The organism is Lentzea waywayandensis, assembly GCF_900115955.1.
Taxonomy (GTDB): Bacteria; Actinomycetota; Actinomycetes; order Mycobacteriales; family Pseudonocardiaceae; genus Lentzea; species Lentzea waywayandensis.
Genome location: NZ_FOYL01000007.1, coordinates 246268 through 266879 on the forward strand (window position 1 = coordinate 246268; position 20612 = coordinate 266879).

Genomic DNA, 20612 nt, shown 5'->3' on the forward strand with positions numbered 1-20612 from the left:
AGCACGGTAACCCGCAGGTGGGGATACGGAAAATCGTCTTCCCAAAACTCGGACGTCCTACTAAGTCAACCTCGATAGAGTCCCCGGCCATGACCGAGGCGGAAAGATCTTCGAAGGGTGCGGACGTCCGCACCGTGCTGCAGGCCGCGCTGCTCGTTCTGGGCACCGGCATGACGTTCCTCGACGGATGGGTGCTCGGCGGCGTCGGTGGTGTGGTGGGTGCCGTGATCGCCGCCGCCGTCTTCCTGGCCGTCTACTGGGCGCTCATCAAGGAGAAGGAGTCCACCAACGGCCGCATCATCGGGCTTGCGGTGTGTGTTGGCGTGACGCTGCTCGTTTTCCTCTCAGCAACGCTGTGAGGCCGATGAGCCCGGTACCGATGCCGAGTCCCGCGATCGAGATGAGCATCGCGGGCACCGGCATGCTCATGGCGAGCAGCACCGAGAGCCCGAGTCCGAGACAAGCCGTGCGCATGGGCCACGTGCGGTCGTTCTGCAGCAGGACTCGAGCCGACGCGTTCGTGAAGGCGTAGTAGAACAACGTCCCGCAGGCCGCCACGCCCAGCGCCGTCCTCAACGGCATCAGCACGACGGCGAGTGCGGAAGCGACGACCACGACGAGCGTCAGCGCGCCGGGCTTGAGGCGGGTCGGCAGGTCGCCGTCCTCGGTCAGTCCGGTCAGGGTGCGGTGGGCGGACGCGAGAACGAAGTGCAGCGCGGCCACCCCGGCCACCGCCGCGGCGATCTGCACGAGCGGCACCAGCGCGGCCGAGTCCGCTGCGACGAGGGCGTCGCGCAACGGGGCCGGTGACAATGCGAGACGCGCGCTACCGAGCTGCCGAAGCACACCGGCGCCCACCGCGAGACAGACCACGAACGACAGTCCGATGAGGACCGGAATCGCGATCTTCAGCACGGACGGCGCGTGGTGCTTCTCCCCTCGATTCGGAGCGGTGATGCGTTCGAAACCGGCGAACGCCATGAACATCAGGCCGGCGACGCCGACGAGTTCGTTGACGGTGCCCGCCTCCCCCGCCGACGGCACGGGCGCGATCGAGAAGCTCGCCGCGACGACCAACGCGAGCACGCCGAGGACGACCACGGACACCAGCACGCTGACGCCCGCGGTGAAGCGGAAGCCGGCCGCGCCGAGCAGCGCCGTCGCGACGACCAGTGCGAGTGCGCCGATCATCGGCTGGTCCGGCACCACGTACGCGCCGAACATCGACGCCACCGCGGCCGCCATGGCGCACCGGCCCAGAAGGTGTGCGCTCGCCGTCATCCGTGCGGGCCACACGCCGAGCTGCGCGCGCACGTATCCGTAACCGCCGCCGACGTCCGGGTAGGCGCGCGACTGGTCCGCGGTCGAGAAGGCCGAGCAGAGAGCGGCTAGCGCGGAGATGGCCAGCGCCGGGAGCACCCACCAGCCCGCAAGGCCTGCGGCTGGGGCGAATCCGGCGAAGACCCCCGCTCCGAGCACCGCGGGAAGACCGAGCGCGACCGCCGTGACGATCTCGCGAGGCGTGTGGGTCACCGGTACACATTCTCAGATGCGGCATCCGGCCGTAACCACCCGGTCGACTGATGCGTGAAACGGGCGAATCGCCACTGTGCGCAACTGTCAACGTCACGGATTGCGGCGATCGGGGCGGGGCTGGGCATTAGTGGGACAGTCCGACCTTTAGCATGAGTCACGATTCCGAGCCCCGCACGCAACAACCCTGGAGCAGCACGTGACAGCCCCGAAGCTGGCCCTCACCGAGGGTGATCTGAGCACCACCGCCGCGGACGCAGTCGTCGTGGGCACCCTGCAGGGTGCGGACGGTCTGGAGCTCGCCCCCGGTGCCGAAGCTGTCGCCGCCGCGTTCGACGGCGCGCTGCTCGACGTGCTCGGCACCCTGCGCGCGTCCGGCAAGGCCGACGAGCTGGTGAAGGTGCCGACGTTCGGCAAGATCGCCGCTCCGCTCGTGCTGGCCGTAGGCCTCGGCAAGACCGCCGGTGAAGAGCAGGTGCGCCGTGCGTCCGGTGTCGCCGCCCGTGCGCTGGGCGGCAAGAAGCGCGCGATCAACACGCTCGCCGCGCTGCACGTCGGTGCGGCGGCCGAGGGCACGCTGCTCGGCGCCTACTCGTTCACCGAGTACAAGTCCGACAAGGGCGAGGGCCCGGTCGCGAAGGTCGACCTGCACGCCGCCGGTTCCAAGGAGAACAAGGCCGCGCTGAAGGCCGCCGTCGCGATCGCCGAGTCCGTCGCCATCGCGCGTGACTTCATCAACACGCCGCCGAACGACCTCTACCCCGCTTCGTTCGCCGCCCGCGCGGAGAAGCTCGCCACCGCGGCCGGTCTCGACGTCGAGATCCTCGACGAGAAGGCGCTGAAGAAGCAGGGCTTCGGCGGCATCCTGGGTGTCGGTGTCGGTTCGACGCGCCAGCCGCGCCTCGTGCGCATCTCGTACAAGGGCACGAAGGCCGTCAAGAAGGTCGCGCTCGTCGGCAAGGGCATCACGTTCGACACCGGCGGCATCTCCATCAAGCCGGCCGCGGGCATGGACGAGATGACCTCGGACATGTCGGGTGCCGCCGCGATCGTCGCCACGATGGTGCTCGCCGCGAAGCTCAAGTACCCGCTGGAGATCATCGCGTCGATCCCGATGGCGGAGAACATGCCGTCCGGTGACGCCTACCGCCCCGGCGACGTGCTGACCATGTACGGCGGCAAGACCGTCGAGGTGCTCAACACCGACGCCGAGGGCCGCCTGATCCTGTCCGACGCCATCGTGCGCGCGTGCGAGGACAACCCCGACTACCTGATCGAGACCGCGACGCTGACCGGCGCGCAGGTCGTCGCCCTCGGCAAGCGCACCTCGGGCGTCATGGGCTCCGACGAGTTCCGCGACCGCGTCGCCGCCATCGGCACCGCCGTCGGCGAGTCGGCGTGGGCGATGCCGCTGCCCGAGGAGCTGCGCGCGGACCTCGACTCGCGCCTGGCGGACCTCGCGAACGTCACCGGGCACCGCTGGGGCGGCATGCTCGCCGCCGGGCTGTTCCTGCGCGAGTTCGTGGCCGAGGGCGTGCAGTGGGCGCACATCGACATCGCCGGTCCGGCATTCCACACGGGTGGCCCTTACGGATACACCTCGAAGGGCGGCACCGGCGTTCCGGTGCGGACCATCGCGGCTGTTCTGGCGGACATCGCCGCTAACGGCTGAGCCATTCTTTCCGCACAACGGGCGGAGCTCCTTCGGGGGCTCCGCCCGTTGCGTTGCAACTGATATATCGGCTGCTTCAGCGTTGCTGACCAGCACCTTTGCAACAGGTCTTTTGACTTCGTCCGCAAACGTCCCGTTGCAAGGGGGGTCGGGCAAGGGCTTCGGCGGGCGGGCTGAAATGTGCGGCGCGGACTTTCGCGGTCACGGCTTGCCATTTCACGGAAAGATGCCCCGCAGAGGACTTGCGGGCATTTTCTCGTGTTCGCGGAGGTGATCACGGTGCCGGCCGTCGGCGAGGCTCGTGCTCGCCGTGGAGCAGGCAGTCCGAGAGAGATGCCGGTCGCTCAGGGCTGTGCTCCAGGCCCCGGCGAGAGGAGTATTTCCACATGGGGACGCATCAGTACGAGGCCGACGTCGTCTGGACCGGGAACACCGGGAGCGGGACCTCCGGGTACAAGTCCTACGAGCGCGCGCACGAGGTCCGGGTCGAGGGCAAGGAGACGATCCTCGGGTCGTCCGATCCGTCGTTCCGGGGTGATCGCGGTCGCTACAACCCCGAGGAGTTGCTCGTCGCGTCGCTCTCGCAGTGCCACATGCTCTGGTACCTGCACCTCGCGTCGACCAACGGTGTCGTGGTGACCGGCTACCGCGACCACGCCACGGGCGTCATGGCCGAACACTCGGACGGGTCGGGGCGGTTCACCGAGGTGGTGCTCAACCCCGTCGTGACCGTCGCCGATCCCGCCACCAAGGAGACGGCTCAGGCGTTGCACGAGAAAGCGCATTCGATGTGCTTCATCGCGGCGAGCGTCAATTTTCCGGTTCGGCACGAGCCGACCGTGAGGATTTAGAGTTCGCCGGAAGCCTTTTTTCGCGCGGTGTAGTCGCGCATGCGCTTCGGGTAACCCACGATGCCCGCGTCGTAGATCGGCATGCCGAGTTTGCGTGCGAACGACCGCGCGGCGTCCGGCGACGCGACTCGGCGGCGGGTCCACTCGCCGTCGTGAGCGACCAGGACCACAGTGGTCTCGGTCACCGTGGTCCTCGGCTCCACATAGGCCTCGACGCCGTGGCGGCTCTTCGTCCACTGCTCGAGGTGGCTCGTGTCCTGGTTGGAAGCGGTCCGCAGCACACCTGCGCGCGGCTTCCTGCGAAAACGATCGAACAGCCCCATTCGAGCACCTCCTGCGCTTCCCTCCACCATGGTGCCAGGTAAGGGTGTTATGAGTAGGTGAATGATCAGAGCCGGGCGTGGTGTCCTATGCCGGATCACCGCGCTCCGGCAACTAGTGACAAGATGGCCGCGTACCTCGCGCGCACCCGCGCGTAGTAAGTAATCCCGAGGAGATCCGAAGTGACTTCGCCGGAACTGGAGTCGGCCACCAACGCCGATCTCGTCATCCTCGGCGGTGGTTCAGGTGGCTACGCCTGCGCGTTCCGCGCGGCCGAGCTCGGCCTGTCCGTCGTCCTGGTCGAGAAGGACAAGCTGGGTGGCACCTGCCTGCATCGCGGTTGCATCCCGACCAAGGCGCTGCTGCACGCGGCCGAGGTCGCGGACAACGCCCGCGAAGGCGACCAGTTCGGTGTGAAGAGCTCGCTCGAGGGCATCGACATCAACGGCGTCAACTCGTACAAGGACGGCGTGATCTCGCGGCTCTACAAGGGCCTGCAGGGTCTCGCGAAGGCCAACAAGGTCACCCTCGTCGAGGGCGCGGGCACGTTCGTCGGCCCGAACACCGTCGAGGTGAACGGCCGGCGCTACGTCGGCAAGAACGTGGTCCTCGCGACCGGTTCGTACGCCCGCAGCCTGCCCGGTCTGGAGATCGGCGGCCGGGTCATCACCAGCGACCAGGCGCTCAACCTGGACTTCATCCCGGAGAAGGTCGTCGTCCTGGGTGGCGGCGTCATCGGCGTGGAGTTCGCGAGCGTGTGGCGTTCGTTCGGCGCCGACGTGACCATCGTCGAGGCCCTGCCCCGCCTGGTCCCGGCCGAGGACGAGTACGCGTCCAAGCAGCTGGAACGCGCGTTCCGCAAGCGCGGCATCAAGTTCAAGACCGGTGTGAAGTTCACCGGCGCCACCCAGTCCGACTCGGGTGTGTCGATCACGCTGGAGAACGGCGACGTCCTCGACGCCGACCTGCTGCTCGTCGCGGTCGGCCGCGGCCCGAACAGCGCGGGTCACGGCTACGAGGAGGCCGGGATCACGATCGACCGCGGCTTCGTCATCACCGACGAGCGCCTGCGCACGAACCTGCCGAACGTCTACGCCGTCGGCGACATCGTTCCCGGCCTTCAGCTCGCGCACCGCGGTTTCCAGCAGGGCATCTTCGTGGCCGAGGAGATCGCCGGCCAGAACCCGAAGGTGATCGACGAGGCGGGCATCCCGCGCGTCACCTACTGCAAGCCCGAGGTCGCCTCCGTCGGCCTCACCGAGGCCGCGGCCAAGGAGAAGTACGGCTCGGCCGAGGTCTTCATCTACGACCTCGCGGGCAACGGCAAGAGCCAGATCCTCAAGACCGCTGGTGGCGTGAAGCTCGTCAAGGCTCCCGACGGCCCGGTCGTCGGCGTCACCATGGTCGGCGAACGCGTCGGCGAGCTCATCGGTGAAGCACAGCTGATCTACAGCTGGGAGGCTTACCCGGAGGACGTGGCTCCCCTGATCCACGCCCACCCGACCCAGACTGAAGCCCTCGGCGAGGCGTTCCTCGCCCTGGCCGGCAAGCCGCTGCACGTGCACGGCTGACCGTTCCCCACACAAAGTCAGCCACACGAGAGCACGAGGAGTCAGCGAACAATGGCCTTCTCCGTCCAGATGCCCGCACTCGGTGAGAGCGTCACCGAGGGCACGGTCACCCGGTGGTTGAAGCAGGAAGGCGACCGGGTGGAGGTGGACGAGCCGTTGCTCGAGGTGTCCACCGACAAGGTCGACACCGAGATCCCGTCCCCGGCGGCCGGCGTCCTGCAGAAGATCGTCGCGCAGGAGGACGACACCGTCGAGGTCGGTGGCGAGCTCGCGGTCATCGGTGACGGCGACGCCGCCCCCGCCGCCGCGCCCGCCCCCGCCGCGCCTGCGCAGGAGGCTCCGGCCCCCGCGCAGGAAGAGGCTCCTGCCGCTCCCGCCCCGGCACAGGAAGAGGCCCCGGCCGCCCCCGCACCGGCACAGTCCGGCGGTCCGGCCGAGGGCACCGACGTCACGATGCCCGCGCTCGGCGAGTCCGTCACCGAGGGCACCGTCACCCGCTGGCTGAAGCAGGTCGGCGACAGCGTCGAGGTCGACGAGCCGCTGCTCGAGGTCTCGACCGACAAGGTCGACACCGAGATCCCGTCGCCGGTCGCGGGCACGCTGCTCGAGATCAGCGCTGGTGAGGACGAGACCGTCGAGGTCGGCGGCAAGCTCGCCGTCATCGGTTCGGGCAGCCCGGCTCCGGCCGCCGCTCCCGCCCCGGCTGCGCCAGCCCCCGCGCCCGCCGCCGCTCCGGCTCCGGCCCCGCAGGCCGCTCCGGCGCCTGCCCCGGCTCCGGCTGCTCCGGCTCCGCAGGCCGCTCCCGCCGCCGCGCCCTCTGGCGACGACGCGAACGACACGCCTTACGTCACTCCGCTCGTGCGCAAGCTCGCGTCGGAGAACGGCATCGACCTGGGCTCCCTCAAGGGCACCGGCGTCGGTGGCCGCATCCGCAAGCAGGACGTGCTCGCCGCCGTCGAGGCCAAGAAGGCCCCGGCTCCGGCTCCCGCCGCCGCTGCTCCGGCCGCCGCCCCGGCCACTCGCACCGCCGCCCCGGCCGCGGTCGACAACTCGGGCAAGCGCGGCACCGTGCAGAAGCTCCCGCGGCTGCGTCAGATCGTCGCGCAGCGCACGCGTGAGTCGCTGCAGATGTCGGCCCAGCTCACCCAGGTGTTCGAGGTCGACGTGACCAAGATCGCCCGGCTGCGCAACCAGGCCAAGAAGGCGTTCGAGGCTCGTGAGGGTGCGAAGCTCACGTTCCTGCCGTTCTTCGCCAAGGCCGCCATCGAGGCCCTCAAGGCCCACCCGGTGCTCAACGCGTCGATCGACGAGGAGCGCAAGGAGGTCACCTACCACGGTGCCGAGCACCTCGGTCTGGCGATCGACACGGAGCGCGGCCTGCTCAACGCCGTGATCCACAACGCCGGTGACCTGAACCTGTCGGGCATCGCCCACAAGATCGGTGACCTGGCGTCGCGCGCCCGCTCGAACAAGCTCACGCCCGACGAGCTCGCCGGCGGCACGTTCTCGCTGACCAACCTCGGCAGCAACGGCGCGCTCTTCGACACCCCGATCATCCAGCAGCCGCAGGTCGGCATCCTGGGCGTCGGCGTGGTGAAGAAGCGCGCGGTCGTCATCACCGACGAGGACGGCGGCGACACCATCGCGATCCGCTCGATGATGTACCTCGCGCTCACCTACGACCACCGCCTGGTCGACGGTGCCGACGCGGGCCGCTTCCTCACGACGGTCAAGAACCGTCTCGAGGAAGGCGCGTTCGAGGCCGACCTCGGTCTCTGACCAGAGCTGATATCCGATGTATTGGATATCGACTGAATAGTGTGACCTGAAGGCCACTCCGGTTTGCCGGGGTGGCCTTCGGCACATCCTGGGTCCGGTATGCGAAGTACGGCTGTGCACGTGACGCGTCAGTGGGGAACGATCTAGGTATGCGCGTTGTCATCGCGGGATCGTCGGGATTGATCGGCACGAGCCTGGTGGCGTCCATGCGCGCCGCCGGCCACGAGGTGCTGCGGCTGGTGCGCCGCAAAGCCGCCGCGCCCGACGAACGCGGGTGGGACCCGTACGCCGGGCGCATCGACGACGGGACGTTCGACGGCGTCGACGCCGTCATCAACCTGTGCGGCGCGGGCATCGGCGACAAGCGCTGGGACGACGCGCGCAAGCAGGTCCTGCACGACAGCCGGGTCGTTCCGGCCGAGGTGCTGTCGGCGGCGGTCGTCGAGCACGGCGTGCCCACGCTGGTGAGCTCGTCGGGCGCCCACTTCTACGGCGACACCGGGTCGCGCCTCGCGGACGAGGACGCGCCGGGCGGCCACACCTACATGTCGCGGCTGACCCAGGACTGGGAAGCGGCGACGTCCGTGGCGCAGGAAGGCGGTGTGCGTGTCGTACTAATGCGCACCGCTGTCGTCATCTCTCCGTCCGGCGGCGTGTTCGGGCGGTTGAGGCCGGTCTTCCAGTTCTTCCTGGGCGGCAGGCTCGGGTCCGGGGAGCAGTTCTTCCCGTGGGTGTCGCTGGACGACGTCGTGTCGGCCTACCGGTTCGTCGTCGAGCACGACGACATCCGCGGGCCGGTCAACGTCGCCGGTCCGACGCCGGTCACGAACGCCGAGTTCACCAAGGCGGTCGGCACCGCGCTGCACCGGCCGACGCCGTGGACCGTTCCGGCGTTCGCGCTCAAGACGTTGCTCGGCGCCGAGATGGCCGAGGAACTGCTGCTCAGCGGTCCGGGCCTGACGCCGAAGGTGCTGGAGAGCCGCGGCTTCCACTTCCTTCACCCGGCACTGCCGGCAGCGCTGAACGCGGCGGTCGCGTGACCCGAGTCGTCGCGGCCCTTCTGCTGATCTCGTGGATCCTCCTGGGACTCCCCGAGATGACCGGGCTCGACGTGTGGGTGCACAACGGGCTTCCGCGACCGGAGTGGTTGCAGGACACGGCGTTCCTGGTGGGTCTGGTGCTCGGGCCGACGATCGGATGGGCGTTCGCGGCTGTGTTGTTCGTGCTCGCCTGGCGGCGGCGCGATCCGCGGCTGTGGAAGGCGTTGGCACTGCACGCGCTGTGCTGCGCGACCCTGCTGACGAGGTTCCTGTTCGACCGCGTCCGGCCCATCGAGTACCACCTGCCCAGCTATCCGAGCGGGCACACGGTGGCGATCGCGTCCACGGCGTTCACGCTGGTCGTGCTGCTGCGCGGGACCACGTGGAAGGTGACGCTGTGGGCGGTGCTCGCGGTGCTGGTGGGCGGCTTCGCCAGGGTCGTGCTGGAGATGCACTGGGTCACCGACGTCATCGGCGCCGTGCTGGGTGTGACGGGCGTTGGACTCGTGGCAGCACTCGCTCTGGGGTTGGTAACGTCGGGTCGTGAACTCGTGCCGCACCTCGTCAGACCCCGTCGTCATCCGTGAGCTGGGGCTCATCGACTACATGGCGGCGTGGGACCTTCAGAAGGAGATCGCGGAGGCACGCGCGGGCGGCACCGGCCCGGACACCCTTCTGCTGCTCGAACACCCGCCCGTCTACACCTGCGGCCGGCGCACCCTCGACGAGGAACGCCCGCGCGGCGGCAGCACCCCGGTCATCGACGTCGACCGCGGCGGCAAGATCACCTGGCACGGGCCCGGCCAGCTGGTCGGCTACCCGATCCTCAAGCTGATCGAGCCGATGGACGTCGTGGAGTACGTGCGGCGCATCGAGCAGGGCCTGATCGACGTGTGCGATCAGCTCGGCGTGCACACCGGCCGGATCGAGGGCCGCAGCGGCGTGTGGCTGCCCGCCGACGACCGGGGTCCGGAGCGCAAGGTCGCCGCCATCGGCATCCGCGTGCAGCGCGGGGTGACCATGCACGGCTTCGAGATCAACTGCAACGCGAGCCTCGACGCGTTCGGCGACATCATCCCGTGCGGCATCAAGGACGCGGGCGTCGCTTCTCTCTCGCACGAACTGGGCCGCGACGTCACCGTCGCCGAGGTGCTGCCGCTCGCCCGTGACGCTGTGCTGGCGGCGCTCGACGGAACGCTCCCCCTGACGGACCGCACTTTGACCCGCACTGGCCCCGTCGCTCCGGGTATCACCTTCGCTAGCATTCCGTAGCCCCGCGGCGGGGAGTCGCGGGCTTTCGGAGGAGGGTGCGTCGTGAGGTTGTCCCGACGCCAGTTGTTCACGGCTGCCGGATTGACGGCGCTGGCAGGTGGAATCAGTTCGAACGGGCCGGTGGCGGCGGCAGTGGAGATCGCTGGGCCCGTTCGGACGTGGAGTGGTGAGATCCAGCTCGGCGACTGGGAGCAGTACTACCTCGGGCTTGATGGTGGGGCGCACCAGAAGGCGCTCAGCGCGTTGAACATCTCCTGTCGCGACGGCGTGCGCGCCGACGAGCAGTACCTGATGGTTCCGGTCGAGTCCGTCCGGCGGGCGGCGCTGGAGTTCGGTGACCACGCAGCCGCCGATGTGTTGCGCGACCGATTCGCCCTCGACTCGCCTTCGATGCTCGGACGTGGGCTCAAGCTGGTGCTCGGGCAGGACGGGCTGGAGAAGCGCTACCTCGACGAACCCGCGTTGCAGCTGCGATATATCGGATATCGGCGGCGGTTCGCGAACCACGTCATGCCCATGCCGTCGGCAGTGCGCAAAGCGCTCGCCTGATATCCGATATCCAGTACCCGATATATCAGAGCTGTGACATATCAGAGCTGTGACATATCAGAGCTGGGGCGCGACGTCCGACGCGATCTCGGTGATGTGGTCGAGGTCGGCGAGGTCCAGCGTCTGCAGGTAGACGCGCTGCACACCGGTCGCGTCCCGCCACGCGCCGATGCGGTCGACGACCTCGGCCGGGGTGCCGGCCAGGCCGTTCTCCTTGAGCTCGCCGACCTCACGGCCGATCGCGGCGGCCCGGCGGGCGACGTCGGCGTCGGTCCGGCCGACGCACGCGACGAGGGCGACCGAGCGGATGATCTCCTTCGGGTCGCGGCCGGTCTCCTCGCAGGCGGTGTCGACGCGGGCGAACTGCTCGACTGCGGCGTCGATGCCGACGAACGGCAGGTTGAACTCGGTGGCGTAGGACGCGGCCAAGGCAGGCGTGCGCTTGGCACCCATGCCGCCGATCAGCAACGGGATACGTTCCTGCGCGGGCTTCGGCAGCGCGGGTGAGTCGGTCAGCGTGTAGTGCTTGCCCTCGAACGAGAAGGTGCCGCCGAGCGGGGTCTCCCACAGGCCGGTGATGATCGCGACCTGCTCCTCGTAGCGCTCGAAGCGCTCCCCGAGCGACGGGAACGGAAGCCCGTACGCGGTGTGCTCGGCCTCGTACCAGCCCGCGCCGATGCCGAACTCCACGCGGCCGCCGGACATCTGGTCGACCTGGGCGACGCTGATGGCGAGCGGTCCCGGGTGGCGGAACGTCGCGGCGGTCATCAGCGTGCCCAGGCGGATCGTCGACGTGTCGCGGGCCAAGCCGGCGAAGGTGATCCACGGGTCGGTCGGGCCGGGAAGGCCGTCGGCCGAGCCCATCTTGAGGTAGTGGTCGGAGCGGAAGAAGGCGCCGTAGCCGGCGTCCTCAGCCGTCCTGGCCACCCGGAGCAGGTCGTCGTAGCTCGCGCCCTGCTGGGGTTCGGTGAAGATTCGGAGTTCCACGAACGCGAATCTAGTCCGAGGAAAAACGTGGTGCGGGTACGGCCGCCCCGTCGGCGGTGAACACTCCGCGTGCCTTCAGGTGCGGATACGAGGCCGCCTCCTCCAGGGTGAGCACCGGCGTCACGCAGGCGTCGGAAGACGCGAACACCTCCGACCACTCGTCGCGGGTCCTGGTCAGGAACGTCTCGGCGAACGTCTTGCGCAGCAACGGCCAGGAGTCCCGGTCCATCTGCTCGGGCAGGTCGGCGGCATCAAGTCCCAGACCGGCCAGCAGCAGCGCGTAGAACTGCGGCTCCAACGACCCCACCGCGACGGAACGGCCGTCCGCGCAGTCGTAGATCGAGTAGAACGGGCACCCGCCGTCGAGCAGGTTCGAGTCCGGCGAGTCCTCCCACACCGACTGCGCCTTCATCGACCAGATCATCTGCGCCAGCGACGCCACCCCGTCGACGATCGCCGCGTCGACGACCTGGCCGAGGCCGGTGCGCTGCCGTTCCCACAACGCCGCCAGCACGCCGAGCACCAGGTACAGCGAGCCGCCGCCGAAGTCACCGACCAGGTTCAGCGGTGGCTTGCCGATCGCGTGCAGCAGCCCGGTGACCGACAGGTAGTTGATGTCGTGGCCGGCGCGCTGGGCCAGCGGACCGTCCTGACCCCACCCGGTCATCCGCGCGTAGATCAGGCCGGGGTTGACCGCCAGGCAGTCGGAAGGCCCGAGACCGAGCCGCTCCAGCACGCCGGGACGGAAGCCCTCGATCACCACGTCGGCCGCCGAGATCAGCGACAGCACGGAGGCGCGGCCTTCAGCGGACTTGAGGTCCGCGGACACCGAACGCCTGCCGCGCAACAGGAAGTCGCGGGAGGCGTCCGGCACCACGGACAGGCCGCCGGACGGACGCTCGACGCGCACGACGTCCGCGCCGAGGTCCGCCAGCAGCATCGCGCCGTGCGGGCCGGGACCGATGCCGCCGAACTCGACGACCTTCAGCCCGTCGAGCGGACCCATCAGGCTTCTACAGGGGCTTCAAAGGACAGGCGCGGGTTGAAGATCGCGCCCGAGGACTCGGCCAGGCCGCGCATCGCCTTGGCGTGGTTGCCGAAGTCCGGGTGGGCCAGGGCCGCGCGCAGGGCGTCGGCGCTCTCCCACAACGCGATGTTGATGTAGGACGCCGGGTCGTCCAGCTGGCGCGACAGCGTGTACCGGATGAGGCCCGGCTGCTCGCGCAGGAAGGCGGCCGTCTCGTCGAAGGCCTTCTCGAACTCCTCCGGGTCACCGGTGAGCGTGAAGCGGTTGAGGAAGGTGATCATGAGGTGGCTCCTCCAGAAACGGTGTCAGGCTAGGCAAAACCATGCCCACCGCGTCTTGAGACGTGCTCAAGGAACGCCCGCCAAGCTCGACCGCATGCGCATCATCGATCTGTCTTCCCACATTGACGCATCCGCGTACGAAGCGGACCCGGTGACGCACGAGGTGCTCACGGCCGCCCAGGGTGCCGAACACATGGCCGAGCAGCTCAAGGCGCGGCTCGGCATCGAGTTCGACGTCTCCGTGCTGCGGGACTCCGAGTTCCTCACACTGGACCGGATCAGCCTGACCTCCCACACCGGCACGCACGTGGACGCGCCGAGCCACTACGGCTCGAAGACCACGTACGGCAACGGAATCCCGCGCCACATCGACGAGATGCCGCTGGAGTGGTTCCACAACCCCGGCGTGAAGCTCGACGTCCGCGGCCACGGCACCGGCGTCATCGGCGTCGAGGTGCTGGAGAAGGAGTTCGCCCGCATCGGCTACACGCCGAAGCCGATGGACATCGTCATCCTCGACACCGGCGCCGCCGAGCACGCGGGCACCCAGACCTACTTCACCGACTACACCGGACTCGACGGCCCCGCCACGAACTTCCTGCTGGACCTGGGAGTCAAGGTGATCGCCACCGACGCGTTCAGCCTCGACGCGCCGTTCCCGGACATCGTCAAGCGCTACCTGACGACCAAGGACGAGAGCGTGCTGTGGCCCGCGCACTTCGCCGGCCGTGACCGCGAGTACTGCCAGATCGAGCGTCTCGCGAACCTGGAAGCGTTGCCGGACTTCGGGTTCACCGTCGTCGCGTTCCCCGTCAAGATCAAGGGTGCCGGCGCGGGCTGGACGAGGGCCGTCGCACTGCTCGACGACTGAACCAAACGACCGGCTCTCAAGTGAGAGCTGAATCACGGTACCTACCTTCGTAGGTATGGATAACAGTGAATGGCCACCGGAGAACGAAGACCACATCGTCCGCGGCATCGACTAGCAGCAGCCGTCAAAGGGCCGCCCTCCAGGAGAGGGCGGCCCTTTTATATCGCGGTCACACCAGACGAGCGCGGGCCGTGTCCACGGTGTCCGCCGCGTCCAGCAACGGCAACACCTGCGAGGCACCGGAACGCACGGCCTTCGTCCGGCGTGCGAACGACGTCAGGGTCTGGCCGGGACCGGCTTCCACCAGCAGCACGTCGTACATCGCCACCAGCTCGTTCAGCGCCGGTCCGAAGTAGACGGCGTCGGTCAGCTGACGGGTCCAGAACCGCGCGGACAACGCGTCTTCAGGAGTCATCAGCTTGCCCGTGTACCCGGAGTACAGCGGCATCTGCGGCGCACGAGGCGAAGCACTCCACGAAGCCAGGGCCTCGTCCACGGCGGGCTGCATCGCCGGGCTGTGGAACGGCGTCGACGCCGGCACGGTCACGACGATGTACTCGTCCGCCTCCAGTCGCGCCCGCACACGGGCCAGCGGCTCGTCTGACCCGGCCAGCATCGTCTGCCGGGCCGAGTTCACCGCCGCGATCGCCACGTCGCCCTCCAGGTACGGCAGCAGGTCGGCTTCCGACGCGGCGACGGCCAGCATGCCGCCGGAAGGGATCGGCACGGCGGACAGCACCCGGTCCCGCACCAGGGACACGGCTTCTTCCAACGTGAACACGCCGGCCAGCGTCGCCGCGACGACCTCGCCCGCGGAGTGCCCGATCAACGCGACGGGCTTGACGCTCCACGACAGAACGGTGCGCCCCAGCGCGTAGTCGACGGCGAACAGCAACGGCTGCGCCCGCGACACGTGATCGACGTCCGCCCCGGAAAGCCAGTCCTCGCAGGCAAGGGAGCCGACCTCGCCGAACAGCTCGAACACCTCGTCGATCACCGAGGTGAACACGGCATCCGTGCCGTACAGGGACGCCGCCATCCGCGGGTACTGCGATCCCTGGCCCGGAAACATCAGTGCTACGTCCACAACACGCCTCCAGAAACGGCTCAAGGCCGTGAAGGGGACACCTTCACGGCCTTGAGGCACCTGACATCTACCTGTACTCGCGAACCACCATGGCGGAGTTGAAGCCGCCCTTGCCACGACCGAGCACCAGAGCGGCCTTGATCTTGCCGTGCCGCGCCTCGTTCATGACGAGGTCGATCTCGTACTCCGGCACCAGGTTCTCGACGTTGATGGTCGGCGGGATCGCGCTCCAGTAGATGGAGAGGATCGCCGACGCCACGTCGAGGGAGCCACCACCGGCGAACAGCCGGCCGGTCATGGTCTTCGGCGCCGTCACCGGCACGCCGAACGGCCCGAAGATGCCCTTGATCGCCTCGGCCTCGGCCTTGTCGAGCTCGGGAATGCCCGCCGCGTCGGCGAACACCACGTCGATCTCCGAGGCGTCCATGCCGGCGTCGCGCAGCGCCAGCTCGGCCGCCCGCTTCAGACCCGGCTCCCGCGACGGCATCTTCGAGTCGAACGTCGAGGCGTACCCGACGATCTCGCCGTAGATGCGCGTACCCGGACGACCGGCCGCCGACTCCGGCGTCTCGACCACCATGATCGCGCCACCCTCGCCCGCGACGTACCCGGAGGCGTCGCGGTCGAACGGCAGGTAGGCGCGCTTCGGGTTGTTGTTGCGGGACAGGCAACCCGACGCCTGGTGGGCAACCCACGCCCACGGGCACAAGGACGAGTCCATGCCGCCGGTGAGGGCGAGCTGGACGCCCTTGCGCAGCTGGCGCCGGGCGTGACCGATGGAGTCGATGCCACCGGCCTGCTCGGACACCACCACCGCGCCGGGACCGCGCGTGCCGTGGCGGATGGAGATCTGGCCCGTGTTGACCGCGTAGAACCACGCGAACGACTGGTACGCCGAGACGTACTCCGGACCCTGGTGCCACAGCTTCTGCAGTTCGCGCTGACCGAACTCGTATCCGCCGGCCGTCGCCGCGGTGATGACCGCGATGTCGGTGTCGGGGATGTCGTTCGGCTGCACACCCGCACCACGCAACGCCCAGTCCGTGCCGACCAGTGTCAGCCGCGTCATGTGGTCCGTCTGCGGCAGCAGGCGACCCTGCAGGTGCCGCCCTGCCTCGAAGCCAGGCACCTCACCGGCGATCTTCGCCCAGTAGTTCGCGCTGTCGAACCGGGTGATCGGCTTGATCGCCGCCTCCCCGTGCAGGGTCGCCCGCCAGTACGCGGTCGGCCCCAAACCGTTCGGCGACGCAATGCCGATTCCCGTCACCACCGCCCGAGTCACCGGCCTGCCCCTTCCACCTTCTTGAGCACCATGGCGCTCTGGAATCCACCGAAACCACTGCCCACGGTCAGGAGGGTGTCGACCTTCTTCTCGCGCGCCACCAGTGGCGTGTAGTCGAGGTCGCACTCGGGGTCCTGCTCGTGGAGGTTCGCCGTCGGCGGGATCAGGTCCTGCTCGAACGCCAGCAGCGAGCCGACGATCTCGAGCGAACCGATCGCGCCCAGCGAGTGCCCGATCATCGACTTGAAGCCGGAGACCGGGGTCTTGTACGCGTGCGCACCCAACGAACGCTTGAAAGCCGCCGTCTCGTGCAGGTCGTTCTGCTTGGTGCCCGACCCGTGCGCGTTGATGTAACCGACGTCCGTGGCGTCCGCACGTGCCTGCTTCAGCGCGATGTTGATGGCGTCGGACATCTCGATGCCCTCGGGGTGCAGGCCTGTCATGTGGTAGGCGTTGCACCGCGAGGCGAAGCCGGCGACCTCACCGTAGATGTGCGCACCGCGAGCGCGGGCGTGCTCCAGCTCCTCGAGCACGATGATCGCGCAACCCTCGCCCAGCACCAGGCCGTCGCGGGTCTTGTCGAACGGCCGGCACGCCGTTGTGGGGTCGTCGTTGCGGGTGCTCGACGCACGGATCACGTCGAAGCAGACCACGGTGATCGGGGAGAGCGGAGCCTCGGTGCCGCCGGTGACGACGACGTCCGCGGAGCCCTCCATGATCAGCTCGGCCGCGTAACCGACCGAGTCGAGACCCGAGGTGCAGCCCGTGGAGACCACGGAGACCGGACCCTCGGCGCCCACTGTCCACGCCAGCTCCGTCGCCATCGAGGACGGCGTGAAGTAGTCGTAGAGGTGCGGGACGGCGTAGGACTGGTCGACCTCCCAGTACTTGCCCCGGTCGGAGCCGACGATGAACTCGCGCTCCAGCGAGGTCGTACAGCCGACCGCGGTGCCGAGCGAGACACCGATGCGGCCGGGGTCGAGCTGGTCGAACTCGATGCCGGAGTCGGACATCGCCTCACGGCCCGCGACGACCGCGAACTGCGCGGCACGGTCGAGCCGGCGGATCTCCTGCGGCGTCAAGCCTTCGCGCACTGGATCGAAATCTGCTTCTCCCGCCATGCGGGAGCGGTACGGAGACGCGTCGAAGTGCGTGATGTTGCGAGTCGCCGTACGCCCTTCGGACAGCAGTTTCCAATACGCCTTCGTTCCGATGCCACCAGGTGCGACCACGCCCACCCCGGTGATGACGGCGCGACGACTCATCGGACACCTCCAATCGCCTTCTGTGCGGACACGGTCTGCTCCAATCTCGGACAGGGCACGGGAGCGATACCTGTTTCTGCCGAATGAACCGATGGTGAATCGACCCGATCGAGGCCACCTCGAACGACGGCGTAGGACCCCTGTACGAGTCCCGCCCCCGCGTCGGCCGCGAACAGCTGTTTCGCCGCCGAGCCGCCGTCTTCGGGACTACCGAAACCAAGGGGCACACCGGTTTCCGCGACCGCCTCGACGATCTCGCCGATCTGGTCCGGCCACAGCTTGCCCGCTGTGTCGTGCAGCAACACGGTTTCCGCCCCAGCCTCCGCGGCGGTCAGCACGACCTCCAAAGCGTGTTCGGGGTCGATCAGCCAGCCGTCGAAGAAGTCCCGCGCCTCGACGATCACTCGTCGTTCGGCGCGCACGAGTTGACGCACGGCCTCTCGGACCACCGAAAAGCCGTGCCCTTGGACAACTATTGCCACCGCGGGGGTTTCCGCGGCGATGAGTGCGGCGAGATCCTCCGCACCGCCCGAGGCGATGAGGGTGGCGGCCCGCAACCGGAGCTCGATCGCCGCCCGGTGGTAGAACGACCGGGCGGGCCTGCCTCCGTCGACGAACGTGACTCCAAGCGCGTCGAGGCGCCGCGCCGCGACCAGTCTGTCCGAAATGGACAGGCTGGTGCGACGCAGCGAGATGTCGTAGAGCTTCATCAGAACCCCGACAGCAGTACTCGGGAGGCCTCGATCTCATACGCACAGGGCGCCACGTCCGAAGAGGGACAACCCTTGCGCTGATGCTCGACCGCGGCCTTCTCCAGGTACATGGAGACCACGTAAAGTCCGTTGCGGCTTGCAGCGCGTGCCGCGGCGGTCAGTAGTTCCGCGCCACCCAACCCCATCGCGTCACCTCACCCGTTCTCGGCGAATTCCTTGGCGTGCCGGAGCGTCGTGAGGCTGTTGGTGCCCAGCGCGTGGCGGATGAGCTCGCGAGCGCGCTCGATCGTGCCGTCGGCCCCCAGGACCTCGGGGATGACCTCGGGCCGGATGACGACGGTGTGGTGCGACGTCGCCTCGATGCCGGCCTCGATGCCGTCGCCGATGTCCCTGAACGTCCACCGGCCGACGTGCGCCGCCATGATCGGCGGTGTGTGCGTCTGCTTGTAGACGATGCCGTCGTACGGGGTGCAGACCCGCACCGAGTGCGTGGTGTGGATCGACCCGTCCGGGCTGCGCGTGTCCATCTCCATGGACTGCACGCCGGTGACGGCTTCCTTCAGGTCCAGTTTCGCCACGTGCGGCAGACGCTCCGGCCACAGGTCCGACCGGTACAGGAACTCGTAGACGTCCTTGCGGCTCGCGTGGATCGTGATGCTGTCGGAGAACGACAGCACCAGCTTGTCGTAGTCGTCGCCGTACTCGGCCGCCCGCTTGAGGGCGGCGAGCTCGGCGTCGCTGTTGTTGTTGACGGCGTTCAGGATGAGGTCGACCGCCTCGGGCTGCGCCGCGGTGAAGTGGTGGAGCAGATCGACCCGGGTCGCCGAGTCGGCGATCGGGACGATCCGCCACTCCCCACCCATCGTCTTCACCGGTGCCGCCGAGCGTTCCTGCTCGAACTTGATGTGCAGGTTCGCCGGGTCGAGCTCGCGCCGGGACGTCCACGTGCGCACGTCACCGTTGGCGAACGCGTGCAACCGCAACCGTTCCGTCGAGCCATCCCGTTCGAACACCTCGGCCTGGACCGTGGGTCCGAAGATGTACGGCCAGGTCGTCACGTCCGCGACCAGGTCGTACACCACCTTGGCGGGAGCCCCGATCATGACCGTGTGCGTGGTGGTGTGCGTCATGTCCGTCTCCGTATCCCGAGTCGCCGGCGTCAGGCCGCGATCTGTCCGTTGACCTTGTCCAGCAGCTGACGCGGCGTCTCGATGTACGCCAGCTCGTCGTCGGCGATGGCGGCACCGTGCTTGCGCTTGATCAGCGCGACCGTCTCCAGCAGGGCGAGGGAGTCGAAGCCCAGCTCGAGGAACGGGATGTCGAGAATGTCCTGGCCCGGCTTGAACGAGTCGTCGTCGCCCGCGGCCTCGTTGAGGATCTCTTTGAGTCCCTCGATGGTCAGTGCGCTCACGGCTAGCTTCCTTTCCTCCAGCGGGCGATTTCCGCGCGCCCACGACTGAGGTTGTCACCGCACGCCTGTAAGCCACTGGAGAGATTCTCGAAGAAACCGTTGCACGACAAGCAAAAACGGCCCGCGCCACAGTGTGGCGCGGGCCGCTGGAGCTTTGATCTAGGCCAGAAGGCGTTGCAACTGACGGGTTTCGGCGCTGTCGAGGCGCGGGTCGGACGTCAGGATCGCGTGCTGCAGCGTCTGCAGGCGCGACGACGGCTCGACGCCGAGCTCCTCGATCAGGGTGTTGCGCAGGCCCTTGAACGCGTCGAGCGCCTGCCACTGCCGGCCGGCGCGGAACAGCGAGATCATGTACTGCGCGCACAGGTTCTCGTTCATCGGGTTCTGCACGGTCAGCACGGACAGCTCGGACAGCAGCGCCTTGTGCTTGCCCATCCGCAGCTCGGCGTCGATGCGCGCTTCGAGCACGCCCAGCCGGGCCTCCTCCAGGCGCACGATCTCGATGCCGAGCGGCATGCCCGGCCGCACGTCGACGACGGCGGCGCCACGCCACATCTCAAGCGCCTGGCGCAGCAACCGGGAGGCCGAGGCGTAGTCCTCGACGTCGTAGGCCTGCTGGCCCGCGCGGGAGAGACGTTCGAACTCGTGCACGTCGACGGCCTCCGGCGGCACGTCGAGCAGGTAGCCGCCGTAGCGCGTGACCAGCACTTCCTTCGCCGCGCCCTCACCGGACGCCGACAGCGCGTCGCCGATGAGCTTGCGCAGCTGCAGGATGTAGGTCTGCAGGGTGGTGCGGGCGCTGCGCGGCGGACGGTCGCCCCACAGCTCCTCGATCAGCGTGGGAACGGACACGACCTGCCCGGAGTGCAACGCGAGCAGCGCCAGGATCTGCCGTGGCTTGGCCGCGGTCGGCGTCACCGAGCGACCGTTCACCTTGGCCTCAACGGGCCCCAGGACCTTGATCTGCATCGCGACCCCTCCTTCGGTTCCAAGCACGGGATTAGTCTGCTCGGCCCAACGGCGGGGCGTTAGTGCACAGGCCATCGATGTCAGGTGAGTTCTGCCCGCGCCGGGTATGAAAACTTCATACGGCGGCGCAT

General features: G+C 68.5%; 23 protein-coding genes. 10 read left to right on the plus strand and 13 right to left on the minus strand.

The features are described from left to right. Positions 1-89 precede the first annotated feature (89 nt). Positions 90-359 carry a hypothetical protein gene (locus BM417_RS26640; protein WP_093599981.1) on the plus strand — a complete coding sequence of 90 codons (270 nt, stop codon included), beginning with the start codon at positions 90-92 and terminating at the stop codon, positions 357-359. Here BM417_RS26640 and BM417_RS26645 read toward each other — a convergent pair. Continuing rightward, complete coding sequence (locus BM417_RS26645; RefSeq protein ID WP_093599984.1) at positions 298-1533, minus strand: APC family permease; 1236 nt, start codon at positions 1531-1533, stop codon at positions 298-300. The genes BM417_RS26640 and BM417_RS26645 overlap by 62 nt on opposite strands. Before the next feature lie 199 nt (positions 1534-1732). Between BM417_RS26645 and BM417_RS26650 the strand changes: the two genes are divergently transcribed. Together BM417_RS26650 and BM417_RS26655 are read left to right on the plus strand one after the other, a co-directional pair. Beyond that, positions 1733-3205 carry a leucyl aminopeptidase gene (locus BM417_RS26650; protein ID WP_093599987.1) on the plus strand — a complete coding sequence of 491 codons (1473 nt, stop codon included), beginning with the start codon at positions 1733-1735 and terminating at the stop codon, positions 3203-3205. Positions 3206-3591: 386 nt separating this feature from the next. Then, the gene (locus BM417_RS26655; RefSeq protein WP_093599990.1) at positions 3592-4056 is read left to right on the plus strand and encodes an OsmC family protein; all 465 of its coding nucleotides are present in this window, start codon (positions 3592-3594) and stop codon (positions 4054-4056) included. Here the strand turns inward: BM417_RS26655 and BM417_RS26660 are convergent. Further along, a complete protein-coding gene (locus BM417_RS26660; RefSeq protein WP_093599993.1) occupies positions 4053-4379 on the minus strand; it encodes an oxidoreductase in 327 nt (108 codons plus the stop codon). The two genes, BM417_RS26655 and BM417_RS26660, sit on opposite strands and share 4 nt — an antisense overlap. Positions 4380-4559: 180 nt before the next feature. Here BM417_RS26660 and lpdA point away from each other — a divergent pair, with 180 nt between their 5' ends. The 6 genes from lpdA to BM417_RS26690 all read left to right on the plus strand — a co-directional run bounded on the left by lpdA (position 4560) and on the right by BM417_RS26690 (position 10588). Further along, positions 4560-5948 carry a dihydrolipoyl dehydrogenase gene (gene lpdA / locus BM417_RS26665; RefSeq protein ID WP_245822184.1) on the plus strand — a complete coding sequence of 463 codons (1389 nt, stop codon included), beginning with the start codon at positions 4560-4562 and terminating at the stop codon, positions 5946-5948. A 51-nt stretch (positions 5949-5999) separates the two neighbouring features. Beyond that, positions 6000-7727: a 2-oxoglutarate dehydrogenase, E2 component, dihydrolipoamide succinyltransferase gene (gene sucB / locus BM417_RS26670; protein ID WP_093599996.1), complete on the plus strand. Its 1728-nt coding sequence runs from the start codon at positions 6000-6002 to the stop codon at positions 7725-7727. 149 nt (positions 7728-7876) lie between these two features. Then, positions 7877-8767 carry a TIGR01777 family oxidoreductase gene (locus BM417_RS26675; protein WP_093599999.1) on the plus strand — a complete coding sequence of 297 codons (891 nt, stop codon included), beginning with the start codon at positions 7877-7879 and terminating at the stop codon, positions 8765-8767. Continuing rightward, complete coding sequence (locus BM417_RS26680; RefSeq protein ID WP_093600002.1) at positions 8764-9354, plus strand: phosphatase PAP2 family protein; 591 nt, start codon at positions 8764-8766, stop codon at positions 9352-9354. The genes BM417_RS26675 and BM417_RS26680 overlap by 4 nt, the downstream gene beginning before the upstream one ends. After that, a complete protein-coding gene (gene lipB, locus BM417_RS26685) occupies positions 9311-10039 on the plus strand; it encodes a lipoyl(octanoyl) transferase LipB (protein ID WP_093600005.1) in 729 nt (242 codons plus the stop codon). Before BM417_RS26680 ends, lipB begins: the two co-directional genes overlap by 44 nt. Positions 10040-10081: 42 nt before the next feature. Next, a complete protein-coding gene (locus BM417_RS26690; protein ID WP_143138806.1) occupies positions 10082-10588 on the plus strand; it encodes a hypothetical protein in 507 nt (168 codons plus the stop codon). 57 nt (positions 10589-10645) lie between these two features. On the opposite strand, the gene BM417_RS26695 is transcribed toward BM417_RS26690, so the two are convergent. From BM417_RS26695 to BM417_RS26705, 3 genes are read right to left on the minus strand one after another with little or no spacing between them, the layout of a single operon-like run. Then, positions 10646-11575 carry an LLM class F420-dependent oxidoreductase gene (locus tag BM417_RS26695; protein WP_093600011.1) on the minus strand — a complete coding sequence of 310 codons (930 nt, stop codon included), beginning with the start codon at positions 11573-11575 and terminating at the stop codon, positions 10646-10648. Between the two features lie 10 nt (positions 11576-11585). Next, the gene (locus tag BM417_RS26700) at positions 11586-12584 is read right to left on the minus strand and encodes a CaiB/BaiF CoA transferase family protein (RefSeq protein WP_093600014.1); all 999 of its coding nucleotides are present in this window, start codon (positions 12582-12584) and stop codon (positions 11586-11588) included. After that, complete coding sequence (locus BM417_RS26705; protein WP_093600017.1) at positions 12581-12883, minus strand: antibiotic biosynthesis monooxygenase family protein; 303 nt, start codon at positions 12881-12883, stop codon at positions 12581-12583. Before BM417_RS26705 ends, BM417_RS26700 begins: the two co-directional genes overlap by 4 nt. A 94-nt stretch (positions 12884-12977) precedes the next feature. On the opposite strand from BM417_RS26705, the gene BM417_RS26710 reads away from it, so the two are divergent. Further along, complete coding sequence (locus BM417_RS26710; protein ID WP_090006291.1) at positions 12978-13754, plus strand: cyclase family protein; 777 nt, start codon at positions 12978-12980, stop codon at positions 13752-13754. 169 nt (positions 13755-13923) lie between these two features. Here BM417_RS26710 and BM417_RS26715 read toward each other — a convergent pair whose 3' ends face one another. The 8 genes from BM417_RS26715 to BM417_RS26750 form a co-directional block, all read right to left on the minus strand. Continuing rightward, on the minus strand, positions 13924-14841 hold the full coding sequence (locus tag BM417_RS26715) for an acyltransferase domain-containing protein (RefSeq protein ID WP_143138807.1): 918 nt from the start codon (positions 14839-14841) through the stop codon (positions 13924-13926). A gap of 67 nt (positions 14842-14908) precedes the next feature. After that, positions 14909-16123, minus strand: coding sequence for a ketosynthase chain-length factor (locus BM417_RS26720; protein WP_093600023.1), 1215 nt, complete (start codon positions 16121-16123; stop codon positions 14909-14911). Further along, on the minus strand, positions 16120-17388 hold the full coding sequence (locus BM417_RS26725; protein ID WP_030474579.1) for a beta-ketoacyl-[acyl-carrier-protein] synthase family protein: 1269 nt from the start codon (positions 17386-17388) through the stop codon (positions 16120-16122). The genes BM417_RS26720 and BM417_RS26725 overlap by 4 nt, the downstream gene beginning before the upstream one ends. Further along, on the minus strand, positions 17385-18098 hold the full coding sequence (locus tag BM417_RS26730; RefSeq protein ID WP_093600026.1) for a beta/alpha barrel domain-containing protein: 714 nt from the start codon (positions 18096-18098) through the stop codon (positions 17385-17387). The genes BM417_RS26725 and BM417_RS26730 overlap by 4 nt, the downstream gene beginning before the upstream one ends. Beyond that, the gene (locus BM417_RS26735) at positions 18098-18286 is read right to left on the minus strand and encodes a hypothetical protein (RefSeq protein WP_030474577.1); all 189 of its coding nucleotides are present in this window, start codon (positions 18284-18286) and stop codon (positions 18098-18100) included. Before BM417_RS26735 ends, BM417_RS26730 begins: the two co-directional genes overlap by 1 nt. A gap of 9 nt (positions 18287-18295) precedes the next feature. Continuing rightward, positions 18296-19231, minus strand: a complete 936-nt coding sequence (locus BM417_RS26740; protein ID WP_093600029.1) for an aromatase/cyclase — start codon at positions 19229-19231, stop codon at positions 18296-18298. A gap of 29 nt (positions 19232-19260) precedes the next feature. Continuing rightward, positions 19261-19512 (minus strand): acyl carrier protein, encoded by a 252-nt coding sequence (locus BM417_RS26745; protein WP_093600032.1) that lies wholly within the window; start codon positions 19510-19512, stop codon positions 19261-19263. 159 nt (positions 19513-19671) lie between these two features. After that, on the minus strand, positions 19672-20481 hold the full coding sequence (locus tag BM417_RS26750; protein WP_093600035.1) for an AfsR/SARP family transcriptional regulator: 810 nt from the start codon (positions 20479-20481) through the stop codon (positions 19672-19674). Positions 20482-20612: the final 131 nt, after the last annotated feature.

What these genes read in the sequence shown, in the direction of transcription:
- BM417_RS26660 (WP_093599993.1), bottom strand. Translation starts at nt 4,379, where the DNA reads ATGGGGCTGTTCGATCGTTTTCGCAGGAAGCCGCGCGCAGGTGTGCTG.
- BM417_RS26750 (WP_093600035.1), bottom strand. Translation starts at nt 20,481, where the DNA reads ATGCAGATCAAGGTCCTGGGGCCCGTTGAGGCCAAGGTGAACGGTCGC.
- BM417_RS26725 (WP_030474579.1), bottom strand. Translation starts at nt 17,388, where the DNA reads ATGAGTCGTCGCGCCGTCATCACCGGGGTGGGCGTGGTCGCACCTGGT.
- BM417_RS26675 (WP_093599999.1), top strand. Translation starts at nt 7,877, where the DNA reads ATGCGCGTTGTCATCGCGGGATCGTCGGGATTGATCGGCACGAGCCTG.
- BM417_RS26710 (WP_090006291.1), top strand. Translation starts at nt 12,978, where the DNA reads ATGCGCATCATCGATCTGTCTTCCCACATTGACGCATCCGCGTACGAA.
- BM417_RS26730 (WP_093600026.1), bottom strand. Translation starts at nt 18,098, where the DNA reads ATGAAGCTCTACGACATCTCGCTGCGTCGCACCAGCCTGTCCATTTCG.
- BM417_RS26740 (WP_093600029.1), bottom strand. Translation starts at nt 19,231, where the DNA reads ATGACGCACACCACCACGCACACGGTCATGATCGGGGCTCCCGCCAAG.
- BM417_RS26655 (WP_093599990.1), top strand. Translation starts at nt 3,592, where the DNA reads ATGGGGACGCATCAGTACGAGGCCGACGTCGTCTGGACCGGGAACACC.
- BM417_RS26735 (WP_030474577.1), bottom strand. Translation starts at nt 18,286, where the DNA reads ATGGGGTTGGGTGGCGCGGAACTACTGACCGCCGCGGCACGCGCTGCA.
- BM417_RS26705 (WP_093600017.1), bottom strand. Translation starts at nt 12,883, where the DNA reads ATGATCACCTTCCTCAACCGCTTCACGCTCACCGGTGACCCGGAGGAG.
- BM417_RS26640 (WP_093599981.1), top strand. Translation starts at nt 90, where the DNA reads ATGACCGAGGCGGAAAGATCTTCGAAGGGTGCGGACGTCCGCACCGTG.
- sucB (WP_093599996.1), top strand. Translation starts at nt 6,000, where the DNA reads ATGGCCTTCTCCGTCCAGATGCCCGCACTCGGTGAGAGCGTCACCGAG.